Source organism: Pseudomonas sp. B1(2018) (assembly GCF_003097365.1).
GTDB lineage: Bacteria > Pseudomonadota > Gammaproteobacteria > Pseudomonadales > Pseudomonadaceae > Aquipseudomonas > Aquipseudomonas laurylsulfatiphila.
In genome coordinates this window covers 1-12,972 of the sequence record NZ_PYUK01000008.1, presented here as the reverse complement: position 1 = coordinate 12,972, position 12,972 = coordinate 1, and the positions used below count along the sequence as shown (strand labels likewise).

10 protein-coding genes are annotated in these 12,972 nt (G+C 63.0%); 6 read left to right on the top strand and 4 right to left on the bottom strand.

Annotated features, from left to right (window positions below; genetic code table 11):
• The first annotated feature begins 176 nt into the window (after positions 1–176).
• The 3 genes from C9422_RS14150 to C9422_RS14140 all read left to right on the top strand — a co-directional run bounded on the left by C9422_RS14150 (position 177) and on the right by C9422_RS14140 (position 3,107).
• Entirely contained in the window at positions 177–1,283 is a 1,107-nt protein-coding gene (locus tag C9422_RS14150) for a GGDEF domain-containing protein (protein ID WP_116581078.1), read from the top strand.
• A complete protein-coding gene (locus C9422_RS14145; RefSeq protein ID WP_116581077.1) occupies positions 1,276–2,211 on the top strand; it encodes an iron-sulfur-binding ferredoxin reductase in 936 nt (311 codons plus the stop codon). Before C9422_RS14150 ends, C9422_RS14145 begins: the two co-directional genes overlap by 8 nt.
• A gap of 146 nt (positions 2,212–2,357) precedes the next feature.
• The gene (locus C9422_RS14140; protein ID WP_116581076.1) at positions 2,358–3,107 is read left to right on the top strand and encodes an enoyl-CoA hydratase-related protein; all 750 of its coding nucleotides are present in this window, start codon (positions 2,358–2,360) and stop codon (positions 3,105–3,107) included.
• A gap of 149 nt (positions 3,108–3,256) precedes the next feature.
• Here the strand turns inward: C9422_RS14140 and pyk are convergent, their stop codons facing one another.
• Positions 3,257–4,708: a pyruvate kinase gene (pyk, locus tag C9422_RS14135; protein WP_007978464.1), complete on the bottom strand. Its 1,452-nt coding sequence runs from the start codon at positions 4,706–4,708 to the stop codon at positions 3,257–3,259.
• Between the two features lie 170 nt (positions 4,709–4,878).
• Between pyk and C9422_RS14130 the strand changes: the two genes are divergently transcribed.
• Entirely contained in the window at positions 4,879–5,262 is a 384-nt protein-coding gene (locus C9422_RS14130; protein WP_116581075.1) for a tol-pal system YbgF family protein, read from the top strand.
• Between the two features lie 234 nt (positions 5,263–5,496).
• Entirely contained in the window at positions 5,497–5,856 is a 360-nt protein-coding gene (locus tag C9422_RS14125) for a PilZ domain-containing protein (RefSeq protein WP_007978460.1), read from the top strand.
• A gap of 18 nt (positions 5,857–5,874) precedes the next feature.
• Here the strand turns inward: C9422_RS14125 and C9422_RS14120 are convergent, their stop codons facing one another.
• The 3 genes from C9422_RS14120 to C9422_RS14110 form a co-directional block, all read right to left on the bottom strand.
• Positions 5,875–7,197 (bottom strand): DUF58 domain-containing protein, encoded by a 1,323-nt coding sequence (locus C9422_RS14120; RefSeq protein ID WP_116581074.1) that lies wholly within the window; start codon positions 7,195–7,197, stop codon positions 5,875–5,877.
• 334 nt (positions 7,198–7,531) lie between these two features.
• Positions 7,532–8,533: a MoxR family ATPase gene (locus C9422_RS14115; RefSeq protein WP_116581073.1), complete on the bottom strand. Its 1,002-nt coding sequence runs from the start codon at positions 8,531–8,533 to the stop codon at positions 7,532–7,534.
• A gap of 266 nt (positions 8,534–8,799) precedes the next feature.
• Entirely contained in the window at positions 8,800–9,402 is a 603-nt protein-coding gene (locus tag C9422_RS14110; protein ID WP_007978448.1) for a methyltransferase domain-containing protein, read from the bottom strand.
• A 398-nt stretch (positions 9,403–9,800) separates the two neighbouring features.
• Between C9422_RS14110 and C9422_RS14105 the strand changes: the two genes are divergently transcribed.
• On the top strand, positions 9,801–12,972 hold a 3,172-nt coding region (locus C9422_RS14105; RefSeq protein WP_371924752.1), incomplete at its 3' end, for a hypothetical protein.

Genomic DNA, 12,972 nt, shown 5'->3' with positions numbered 1-12,972 from the left:
GCAGGCTGCGATCTTTTAAAAGCAAGATCAAAATATCGCAGCCGGCGGCAGCTCCTACAGGGGAATCGGGTCATCCCGAAAATTGAATGGTCATTTATCGGTCACGCCACTAAAGTGACATACGGTCTGTAGAGTAGGACGCTCTGTCAGTCTCCTTTCATTTGGTGAGTCAACGATTGACCCATAACGCCATCCAGCGCCTGTTGCTCAAACGTTTCGCCCTCGCGGCCGGCACCTATGCCCTGGCATTGCTGTTGCTGTGGCTGGCGTTTTTTACCGGTCACTACGACGCGCCGCTGGCCAGTGTCGCCATCGGCAGCGCACTGGTCGTGACCAGCCAGGCCGTCCTGTTCGCGGTGTTCTACAGCGGCTGCAACCTGCGTTTCGCCGACCCCAGCCTGACCGAGGCGCAAGTATTGCTGGGGCTGGGCTGGCAAACCTGGCTGATCGCCCATCTGGACGAAGCCCGGGGTGCGTTCCTGGTGTTTTACGTCCTTATCCTGTTGTTCGGCCTGTTCCATCTGTCGCGCCGGTCCTTTGTGCGATGCGCCTTGCTGGTGTTCTTCAGCTTTAGTGCGATCACCCTGTGGGAGGGCTACCACTTCCAGTTGCCCGACCCGGCCATGGCAGTGTTGCAGGTCTGCGTGCTGTTCATCGTGCTGGTGTGGCTGGTGTTGTATGCCCGCTACGTCCAGGCTTCGCGACAACGCATGCGTCAGCGGCGTTTTGCCTTGCAGGCGCACCAGGACACCTTGCGCGGGATGATGCGCCAGCTCGAAGACCTGGTGGCCACCGACGAGCTCACAGGCCTGTTCAATCGCCGGCATTTCCTGCGCCTGGCTTCCCGCGAGCTAAACGCCATGGAAGCCGGTGTCGTGCATGGCCTGGCGCTGATCGACCTCGACCATTTCAAACGCATCAACGATCTGCACGGGCATGCCGCCGGTGATCAGGTGCTGCAGGCCTTTGCCGGCGTTGCCACCGCATGCCTGCGTGACAGCGATGTTCTGGCTCGCTACGGCGGCGAAGAATTCGTGGTACTGCTGCCCGATTGCGATGCCGACAGTCTGACTTCGTGCTGCGAACGGCTGCGCATCGCCTTCACCGATGTCGAGTTGATCGGTCTGAATGTGCGCAACCTCAGCCTGTCCGCCGGCATGACCCTGTTGGAGTTGGGCGACGACCTCGATGACGCGCTGCAACGGGCCGATCAGGCGCTCTATCGGGCCAAGCGTGACGGCCGTAACCGATGCGCGGCGGCGTGGGAGAACGTCGATGCCTGAGCTGCGGGTTGGCGAGCGCCACTGGTCGGTAGCGGCGGGCAGCAATCTGCTCGACGCGCTGAATCAGAACGGCGTACCGGTGCCTTACAGTTGCCGCGCCGGCAGTTGCCATGCGTGCCTGGTGCAGTGTGTACGGGGCCTGCCGAGCGACAGCCGCCCCGATGCCCTGAGTGCGCAGCAGCGAGAACAGGGTTGGCGCCTGGCGTGCCAGTGCCAGGTGGTCGAGGACTTGCAGGTGCATGCTTTCGACCCGCAAGTCGATGGTCAACCGGCCGAGGTCGCTGCCGTCGATTGGCTGAGCACCACGGTGCTGCGCTTGCGGGTGATCGCGCAGCGACCGTTGCGCTACAGCGCCGGCCAGCACCTGGTGTTGTGGGCGGGTAATGTGGCACGGCCGTATTCCCTCGCCAGCCTGCCGCAGGAAGACCGTTTTCTCGAGTTTCATCTCGATTGCCGCCAGCCCGGGGAATTCAGCGATGCCGCCCGGCTAATGCGCATCGGCGATCCGATTCGTCTCGGTGAATTGCGCAGCGGTGCCTTGCATTATGATCCGGACTGGCACACCCGGCCGTTGTGGTTGATGGCGGCCGGCACCGGATTGGGGCCACTTTTTGGTGTGTTGCGCGAAGCGCTGCGCCAGGATCACCAGGGCGCCATTCGTGTCATCCACCTGGCCCATGATGCCCATGAGCACTACCTGGCCAAGCCTCTGCAGGCCATGGTCGCCAGCCGTCCGAACCTGAGTGTCGAACTCTGGACCCCGGCCGAGTTGCCAGCGGCTTTGGCGCAACTGCGGCTTGTTTCCCGGCAAACCCTGGCCTTACTCTGCGGAGCCCCCGACAGTGTCGATGCCTTTGCCCGGCGCCTGTACCTGGCGGGACTGCCGCGCAATCAACTGCTGGCCGATGTCTTCCTGCCCCGTGGTTGAGCGCTGAATCCGCTGTTGTGGCGAGCGAGCTTGCTCGCGTTTGAGTGCGCAGCGCTCACAGGTTTTTGGGGCTGCTGCGCAGCCCGGCGCGAGCAAGCTCGCTCGCCACAATGAAATCTTCTGACTTCGCACCGCTGAGACCTGCCATGACCGATGCCATCCAAGTTGAACGCGAACGCGGCCTGTCGACCCTGCGCCTGAATCGCCCAGACAAGAAAAACGCCCTGACCCGCGCCATGTACAGCCAACTGGCCGAGGCGTTGAAACGGGCCGACAGCGACCCCGAGATCAATGCCGTACTGATCAGTGGTTCTGCCGAATGCTTCACCGCCGGCAATGACATCGCCGATTTCATCCAGCAACCGCCGACCAGCCTCGACAGCCCGGTGTTCCAGTTCATGCTCAACCTGCTCGAGTGCCGCAAACCAGTGGTCGCCGCCGTGGCCGGGGCGGCGGTGGGCATTGGTACGACGATGCTGCTGCACTGCGATCTGGTCTACGTCAGCCGCGATGCGCGCCTGCGCATGCCGTTCGTCAATCTCGGGTTATGCCCTGAGTTCGGTTCCAGCCTGATCCTGCCGCGCTTGCTCGGGCAGGCCAAAGCGGCGGAGTTGTTGCTGCTGGGTGAAGGTTTCAGCGGTGAACAGGCGGCTGCCTGGGGTATTGCCAATGAGGCCTTGGGCAGTGGCGAAGAGGCCTTGGCCAAGGCACGGGAGATGGCGTTGCGCTTTGAGTCGTTGCCGCCGGAAGCGGTGCGGATCAGCAAGCAACTGATGAAAGCGCCGGATCGGGAGCTGTTGCGCAAGGTGATCGAAGAGGAGGGTGCATTGTTCACCCAGCGGTTGCGTTCGCCGGAAGCCTTGGCGGCGTTGACCGGGTTCATCAAGCGGCATTGAATTCGAAAAGATCGCAGCCTGCGGCAGCTCCTACAGGGGTACGCATTCCATGTAGGAGCTGCCGCAGGCTGCGATCTTTTGATTTTCAAAACATAAAAAAAGCCCCGCCATTCACATGGCGGGGCTTTTGTTTTTCAGCAACCGGTCACTCAGACCATTGGATCGCCAACGTGCAGGATCTTCATGCCGTTGGTGCCGCCGGTGGTGTGGTAGCTGTCACCCTTGGTCAGGATGACCCAGTCGCCTTTCTGTACTACGCCGCGCTTGACCAGCTCGTCGATCGCCTTCTGGCTGACTTCGTTCGGCGCCAGCGAAGCCGGGTCGAACGGGATGGTGTACACGCCACGGAACATCGCCGCGCGAGCCTGGGCTTCGCGGTGCGGGGTGAACGCGTAGATCGGCACCGAGGAACGGATACGCGACATGATCAGCGGGGTGTAGCCACTTTCGGTCAGGGCGATGATCGCCTTCACGCCCGGGAAGTGGTTGGCGGTGTACATGGTCGCCAGCGCAATGCTCTCGTCACAGCGCTGGAACTCCTTGCCGATGCGGTGGCTGGAGGTCTTGCTGGTCGGGTGCTTTTCGGCACCGACACAGATACGCGCCATGGCCTGAACGGCTTCCAGCGGGTACAGGCCTGCGGCACTTTCGGCCGAGAGCATCACGGCGTCGGTGTAGTCGAGCACGGCGTTGGCCACGTCGGACACTTCGGCGCGGGTCGGCATCGGGTTCTGGATCATCGACTCCATCATCTGGGTCGCGACGATCACTGCCTTGTTGTGGCGGCGTGCGTGCAGAATGATCTTCTTCTGGATGCCCACCAGTTCGGCGTCGCCGATTTCCACACCCAGGTCACCACGGGCAACCATCACCGCGTCGGATGCCTTGATCAGGCCGTCGAGGGTTTCGTCATCGGCCACGGCTTCGGCGCGTTCGATCTTTGCCACCAGCCAGGCCGTGCCGCCGGCTTCGTCGCGCAGTTGACGGGCGTATTCCATGTCGGCGGCGTCACGAGGGAAGGACACCGCGAGGTAGTCGACTTCCATTTCCGCAGCGAGCTTGATGTCGGCCTTGTCTTTTTCAGTCAGGGCCGGAGCGGTCAGGCCGCCACCGCGACGGTTGATGCCTTTGTGGTCGGACAGCGGGCCGCCGATGGTCACGGTGCAGTTCAGTTCGGTGGCGGTGGCGGTATCGACGCGCATCACCACGCGACCGTCGTCGAGCAGCAGCTCGTCACCTACGCCGCAGTCCTTGACCAGGTCCGGGTAGTCGATGCCGACCACTTGCTGGTTGCCTTCGGTCAGGGGATGGCTGGTGGAGAAGGTGAATTGATCACCGATCTTCAGCTCGATCTTCTTGTTGGCGAATTTGGCGATACGGATTTTCGGGCCTTGCAGGTCACCCAGCAGGGCAACGAAGCGGCCGTGCTTGGCGGCCAGGTCACGCACCAGCTTCGCGCGAGCCTTGTGCTCGTCGGGGGTGCCGTGGGAGAAGTTCAGGCGGGCGACGTCCAGGCCAGCCAGAATCAGCTGTTCGAGAACTTCCGGCGAGTTACTGGCCGGGCCAAGGGTGGCGACGATTTTGGTACGACGGACGGACATGCAAAGACTCCTGAGTTCAAGCGCTGAGTGAGGCTACTATGCTCCGAAGGTGTAGTCATTGTTCGTATGCACTACTTTTTTCTTTCTTTATTGAACCTGACAACTTTGCGCCAGGCAGCCTGAAGATTTCCGCCCACGGGTCGATACAGCGTTCAAGACAGGAGATCCCCATGCGATTCGTACTCATTGCTGCCCTTGCCGTCGGCGCCCTCAGTGCCACGGGCTGCACCCGTTGGGCAATGAACCATCACTTGAACAATGCCTACAGCGCCTATGACCGGGGCAATTGCGAGCAGGTGATGCTCGAACTGTCCAAGGTCGAACGCGACAGCCGCGCGCGGCCTTACGTGTGGCCGGAAGTGTCGATGATGCGCGGCCAGTGCCTGGAGCGGCAGAAGATGTTTATCGACGCGGCCCAGACCTACCAGTTCATTATCGCCGCCTATCCGCAAAGCGAATACGCCTACCGCGCCCGCGCCCGCCTGGAAACCTTGCAGAGCTTGGGCCACTACCCGCTGCGCAGTGCCACAGCGGTAAAACCGACGCAGTTCTGATGGCCGGCGAGCAGTCCATCGCTGGCTCCCCGGCGGCGGTGAGCTATAGTCCAATGAACCGGTTTTAGAGCCTTGTCTCTGAACCGGGGCAACACCTGTGACCGGCATAAGCAGGACTCAGCGCCGCAAGGACTGGCGCACCGGGAACGGGGAGAGCGGGCCACTACTCAATGCGCGCCCGTTCCGAAGCAGTAGTGCGGCTCTGCTTAAGAGCCTTGCATAGCGAAAACGCACATGTTCACCGACCGCCGAATCGAGCGGCATCAACTGCCGTATTTCCTGAAAGTGTTCAACGGCATCACCGGCAAACCCATCGGCTACCTGGGCAATGTCTCCGAAGACGGGCTGATGCTGATCAGCCAGTTGCCGATGATGATCGGCGCGGACTTCAACCTGCGCCTGAAAATTCCAGCCACCGAAGGCGGCCAGCGGATCATCGACCTGCAGGCCTGTTGCCTGTGGTGCCACGAAGACGCGACCCCCCAACATTACGACGCCGGTTTCAGCCTGCAACGGGCACCGCCGGAGTATGGGCAATTGGTGAAGGCGTTGAAGCAGTACTTCAGTTTTCAGTCGTTGCCGGCTTCGGCTTGAGATGACTCGGGCTCAAACTCAAGCTCTTTTCCAGCCCAGATACCGCGTCACCAACGCCGCCCCCAAATTGCCGGGTAGCGCATCCATCACCAGAACTCCATGAGCGTTCAAGCGCTCATGGAGTTCGGCGCGTGCATTGAGGTAGTCCACGGTCCCGCAATAGGCCAGCGCCTCGGGCAAGGTCTGTACCGGTGACTGACGCAGGGTGTCGAGCACGTCCTCGCGCAGGCTCGCGACCAGCACCTGGTGCTGCTGGCTCAGGCGCTTGACCGCCGGGAGCAACTCATCGTCGTCCTCTTCGCGCAGGTTGGTCACCAGCACCACCAGCGCCCGGCGTTTTTGTCGTGCCAGCAGTTGCGTAGCAGCGGCTTGGTAGTCGGCGCTGCGTTGGCTGCTGTTCAAGTCATAGACGCTATTGAGCAGTGTGTTCAGGTGGCTGGTGCCTTTTACCGGCGCAAGGTAGCGCGGCTGCTCGCTGGCAAAGGTACTCAGGCCCACCGCGTCGCCCTGGCGTAGCGCGACGTAGCTGAGCAGCAAGCAGGCATTGAGTGCATGGTCGAAGTGCGACAGCTCGCCGTCCTGGCTGCGCATGTGCCGGCCGCAGTCGAGCATGAAGATGATCTGCTGGTCGCGTTCGTCCTGATACTCCCGGGCAATGGGCGAGCGCTGGCGGGCGGTGGCTTTCCAGTCGATCTGGCGCAGGCTGTCGCCTTCGCGAAATTCCCGTAGCTGATGAAACTCCAGACCCAGGCCACGACGCTGGCGTTGACGTACGCCGAGCTGGCTGAGCCAGTTATCCACAGCCAGTAACTGGCCGCCATAGAGGCGGGCGAAGTCGGGATAGACGCGGGTGTGGTCCGCGACATCGAGAATGCGTTTGTCGGACCACAAACCCAATGGGCTCGGCAGGTTGATGTCGCAGTGCTCAAAACTGAAGTACCCGCGTTTGAGCGGACGTAGCCGGTAGTCGATTCGGCTGTGCTGGCCCGGTTGCAGTTGGACAGTCAACGGCAGGTGTTCGAAGTCCAGGCCCGAGGGGACATGGTCGAAGATCTGTACGCTCAGAGGTTGTGAAAAGTCGTGCTCAAGGATCAGTTGTACATCGCTCCAGCGACCGAGGGCCAGACTACCGGGTATCTCACGGCTCAGCCGGGGCGAGGGTAGTCGCTTCAGCCGAAAGGCATCGAGCAGGGCCAGGAGCAGCAATGCCAACAGCAGTCCCCAATTGATCTGCGTGACACTCGTTGGCATCGCCAGCTCCAGTGCCTGCAGACTGCCGAGCACGATGCCGATGGCCAGTAGCGAGGTTAACCAGATCAATAGCAGGCGCGAGGGTTTCATGATTGGGCACCTGAAAGATCGCAGCCTGCGGCAGCTCCTACATCGATCGTGTTCACCTGTAGGAGCTGCCGAAGGCTGCGATCTTTTCGTTTGACGGGGCTCATGATTGAGCACCGTGTCGTGTGCATAAAAGATCGCAGCCTGCGGCAGCGCCTACATCGATCGTGTGCACCTGTAGGCGCTGCCGAAGGCTGCGATCTTTTCGTTTGACGGGGCTCATGATTGAGCACCGTGTCGTGTGCATAAAAGATCGCAGCCTGCGGCAGCTCCTACATCGATCGTGCGCACCTGTAGGAGCTGCCGAAGGCTGCGATCTTTTCGTTTCAGCACGGTTTCACTGCCGCGGCGCCGGTACTTGGTCAAGCATCTGCCGGAGCACCTGATCGACATCCAGCCCTTCGATGTCCAGCTCCGGTGCGATGCGCACACGATGACGCAACACGGCCAGGGCGCAACCCTTGATGTCGTCCGGAATCACGAACTCCCCGCCGCGCAGCAGCGCACGGGCACGGGCACACCGCACCAGCGCGATGGACGCGCGCGGGCCGGCGCCGAGGGTCAGGCCTGGCCAGCTGCGGGTGGAGCGGGCCAGGCGCACGGCGTAATCGAGCACCTGATCGTCCAGCGCCAGGTCGCTGGAAATGCGTTGCAGGGCCAGCACATCCCTGGCCTGCAACAAGGTGCGCATGGGTTGGACATCGAGCATGTCGGCCCGGGTCGAGCGGCTGACCTGACGGACCATGTTCAGTTCTTGCTCGGCGTCCGGATAATCCATGCGCACTTTGAGCATGAAGCGATCCAGTTCGGCTTCCGGCAGCGGGTAAGTGCCTTCCTGTTCGATCGGGTTTTGCGTGGCAAGCACCATGAAGGGTTGCGCGATCGGCAATGGCTGGCCTTCGAGGGTGACTTGCCGTTCCTGCATGGCTTCGAGCAGCGCCGCCTGGGTTTTCGCCGGGGCGCGGTTGATCTCGTCCGCCAGTAGCAGGTTGGTGAACAGCGGCCCCTTGCGCAGCTTGAATTGCTCGGTCTGCAAGTCATACACCGCGTGCCCGGTGACGTCGCTGGGCATCAGGTCCGGAGTGAACTGGATGCGCGCGAACTCACCGCCGAAGCAGCGGGCGAGGGCGCGTACCAACAGGGTCTTGCCCAGCCCCGGCACGCCTTCGAGCAATACGTGGCCGCCAGCGATCAGCGCGGTCAGCACGTCGTCGATCACGCTGTCCTGGCCAATCACGGCTTTTTGCAATTCTTTGCGTACGGCCTGGGCCAGATGGCCAGCACGCTGGCGTTGTTGAGCGACATGCCTTGCTGCGTCGGGCTCGATCAGTTCACTCATTTTTTCCGGAACCCTGTTTACAGTTACATGCGGTTTCTTTTTTGGGGGGATGCCACCAAGGGCGATGTTTATCCGCTTGTGATTGTAGATACAGATCCATCACGCGGCTCGGGAATGAAGTCGAATACGTACAACCTGGGTGGCAGGCAGCAACACCTGATTGCCGACAAAGTCAGCATGGCCGCTGATGGGGGGGGAGGGGCGCAGGCTGCCGGAGCTCTGAGACGAGGCGGGCCCGGCATGCCAGGCCCGTGGTTCAGCAGGGGTCAGGCAGGGAAATGCTGGTTGGCGATCGCCACTACTTCTTGCTCGGAGATCGGCGCAAGTGCCGCCACCGCCCACAGGTCATAGGCCGGATGGGCACGCTGGATCGGCAGGACCATGTCGAAGCCGGCCGCTTGCAGGGAGCCGGTCAGGACTTTCTTGGTGAAACCGCAACGGTGCGCCATGAACACGTTGCCGTTGGCCATGGCCGGGCGATGGCCGTAGAGGATGTCGATGGGCGCGATCGGGCCCGCCGGCGAAAGGTAGGCCTCATCGGTCAGTTTGTCTTCGGCCACCAGGGCGCACACCGATTGCAGGTCCGGGCAGGTGATGATCACGAAGCCGCCAGGCTTGAGGACGCGCTTGAACTCCGCCAGGGCTACCGGCACTTCATGGGGATAGAGATGCTCGATGTTGTGGCTGGAGAACAGCGCATCCACCGAAGCGTCCTTGACCTGGGACATGTCGGTCATGGTGCCGACGATGTCCGGGTTGACACTCTCATCGATATCGAAGCGCAGCTCCTGCCACTGCTCTGAGGCGAAGCCCTTGGTCGTGCTGTTCTTGCTCTTTGGACCGCAACCTACATGGAGGAAGGTTTTCACAATCAGTTACTCGATCAAGGCCCTTGCCGGATGGCAAAAGGGGAAATGGGGGCATGTTCCGCTGACCAATGCCTGCCAACGGACGCCCGCGCACACTAGGGGAAGTGTTGGGCAAGGGTCAAGGTCATGGCAGCACAATGGCGTGCCGCTTGGTCGCTCGCAAGGAGTGGCGTAATCCACGAGTAGTGGCTATATGATATTGGCGCTTTACTATCTAAGCCTATAAAGCCAAGTTTTTTTATAACTAAAATTTTATAAAAGGCAAAAAGCCATCAAAAAAGATTCTTAATGTTTTTACCGAATGTGTCGCTAATGACACGAGGGCTACCAAATTTTCGCCCAAGGCTACGGCGACAACGCTGGCAGCGCCGTAAATGACCCCTATATAGGATGCGTCCATGAGCTTCATTTCTTCGTTGACCCCAGCGCAAGTCGCTGCCTTGAGTACAACCACCATTGCCGGGCTTGCGACCCAGGACATTGTTGCCTTGAGCACCGCTCAGATCGCCCAGATGACCGTTGCGCAGATCGCAGTCATCACCGCGCCCAACATTGCCGCGTTTACGACCGTGCAGGTACCGGCACTGACGACAGCGCAAGTGGTAGCCCTGACCACCGCTCAGGTCACCGCACTGAAAACCACGCAGATCGCTGCGCTGACAACAACGCAAGTCGCTGCCTTCGAAACAGCGGATATTGCTGTGCTGCCTGTCGCCTCGCTCGTCAGCCTGACCACGGCCCAGACCGCCGCACTGACTACCGCACAGGTCGTGGCCTTGACCTCCGCTCAGATGGCCGGGCTGAAAACCACGCAAGTCGCTGCGCTGACCACCACACAAGTGGCGGCCATCGAAACCGCTGACATCACCGCGCTGTCCACCGCCAGCGTTGCGGCCCTGACCACCGCCCAGGTCGCTGCACTGACCACGGCGCAGGTCGCGGCACTGAAGTCGACCCAGGTCGCTGCCCTGGAAACCGCCGACGTGGCCGCCTTGACCACGGCTCAAGTGGTGGCCCTGAGCACCGCTCAGGTGGCTGCGCTGACCACCGCGCAAGTGGCGGCATTGACCACCACGCAGGTGGCGGCCATCGAAACCGCTGACATCGCCGCCTTGCCAGCGACCAGCATTGCAGCCCTGACCACCGCGCAGACCGCTGCCCTGACCACCGCCCAGGTAGTGGCCCTGACCACGGCCCAGGTGGCTGCGCTGAAACCGGCGCAAGTGGCTGCCCTGACCACCACGCAAGTGGCAGCCATGCAGACCGCCGATGTCGCCGCACTGACCACCGCCGGCATCGTGGCCCTGACCACCGCCCAGGTGGCTGCGCTGACCACGGCACAAGTCGCCGCGCTGACCCCGGCCCAGGTCGCGGCCATGGAAACCGCTGACGTGGCGGCACTCACTACCGCCCAGGTAGTGGCACTGACCACGGCACAAGTGGCTGCGCTGACCACCGCCCAGGTGGCTGCGCTGACCACCACGCAAGTGGCGGCCATTGAAACCGCTGATATCGCCGCATTGACCACCGCCAGCGTCGTGGCCTTGACCACCGCCCAGGTCGCTGCACTGACCACGGCCCAGGTGGCAGCCCTGAAGGCGCCCCAGATCAGCGCTCTGCAGACTGTCGATGTTGCCGCGCTGACCACCGCCCAAGTGGTGGCCTTGACCACGGCACAAGTCGCCGCGCTGACTACCGCCCAAGTGGCTGCATTGACCACCACGCAAGTGGCGGCCATCGAAACCGCTGACATCGCCGCATTGACCACCGCCAGCATCGCGGCCCTGACTACCGCGCAGGCCGCTGCCCTGACCACCGCCCAGGTGGTGGCGCTGACCACGGCCCAAGTCGCCGCGCTGAAACCGGCCCAAGTGGCTGCGCTGACCACCACGCAAGTGGCGGCCATCGAAACTGCCGATATCGGCGCGCTGACCACTGCCAGCGTCGTGGCCCTGACCACCGCCCAGGTGGCGGCGTTGACCACGGCGCAGGTGGCGGCCCTGAAGGCGACCCAGATCAGCGCCCTGGAAACCGCTGACGTGGCGGCCCTGACCACCGCCCAAGTGGTGGCACTGACCACGGCACAAGTCGCTGCGCTGACCACGACGCAAGTGGCGGCATTGACCACCACGCAGGTGGCGGCCATCGAAACCGCTGACATCGCTGCCTTGCCAGCGACCAGCGTCGCGGCCCTGACCACCGCGCAGACCGCTGCCCTGACCACCGCCCAGGTAGTGGCCCTGACCACGGCCCAGGTGGCCGCGCTGAAACCGGCGCAAGTGGCTGCCCTGACCACCACGCAAGTGGCGGCCATGCAAGCCGCCGATGTCGCCGCGCTGACCACCGCCAGCATCGTGGCCCTGACCACTGCCCAGGTGGCGGCGCTGACCACGGCACAAGTCGCCGCGCTGACCCCGGCCCAAGTCGCGGCCATGGAAACCGCTGACGTGGCGGCGCTCACTACCGCTCAGGTAGTGGCACTGACCACGGCACAAGTCGCAGCGTTGACCACCGCCCAGGTGGCGGCCCTGACTACCACGCAAGTGGCGGCCATTGAAACCGCTGACATCGCGGCGCTGACCACCGCCGGCGTCGTGGCCCTGACCACCGCCCAGGTCGCTGCACTGACCACGGCGCAGGTCGCGGCACTCAAGTCGACCCAGGTCGCGGCCCTGGAAACCGCCGACGTGGCCGCCTTGACCACGGCTCAAGTGGTGGCCCTGAGCACCGCCCAAGTGGCTGCGCTGACCACCGCGCAAGTGGCTGCATTGACCACCACGCAAGTGGCGGCCATCGAAACCGCTGACATTGCTGCCTTGCCAGCGGCCAGCGTCGCGGCCCTGACCACCGCGCAGACTGCTGCCCTGACCACCGCCCAGGTAGTGGCCCTGACCACGGCCCAGGTGGCCGCGCTGAAACCGGCCCAAGTGGCTGCCCTGACCACCACGCAAGTGGCGGCCATGCAGACCGTCGATGTCGCCGCGCTGACCACCGCCAGCGTCGTGGCCCTGACCACCGCCCAGGTGGCGGCGCTGACCACGGCCCAAGTCGCCGCGCTGACCACGGCCCAGATCGCGGCCATGGAAACCGCTGACGTGGCGGCCCTCACTACCGCCCAGGTGGTGGCACTGACCACGGCCCAAGTCGCCGCGCTGAAACCGGCCCAAGTGGCAGCATTGACCACCACGCAAGTGGCGGCCATCGAAACTGCCGATATCGGTGCGTTGACCACCGCCAGCGTCGTGGCCCTGACCACCGCACAGGTGGCTGCGTTGACCACCGCCCAGGTGGCTGCCCTGAAGGCGACCCAGATCAGCGCCCTGGAAACCGCTGACGTGGCGGCCCTCACCACCGCTCAGGTGGTGGCGTTGACCACTGCCCAGGTGGCGGCCCTGACCACCGCGCAAGTGGCTGCGCTGACCACCACGCAAGTGGCGGCCATCGAAACCGCTGACATCGCCGCATTGACCACCGCCGGCGTCGCGGCCCTGACTACCGCGCAGGCCGCTGCCCTGACCACTGCCCAGGTAGTGGCCTTGACCACCGCCCAGGTGGCCGCGCTGAAGCCGG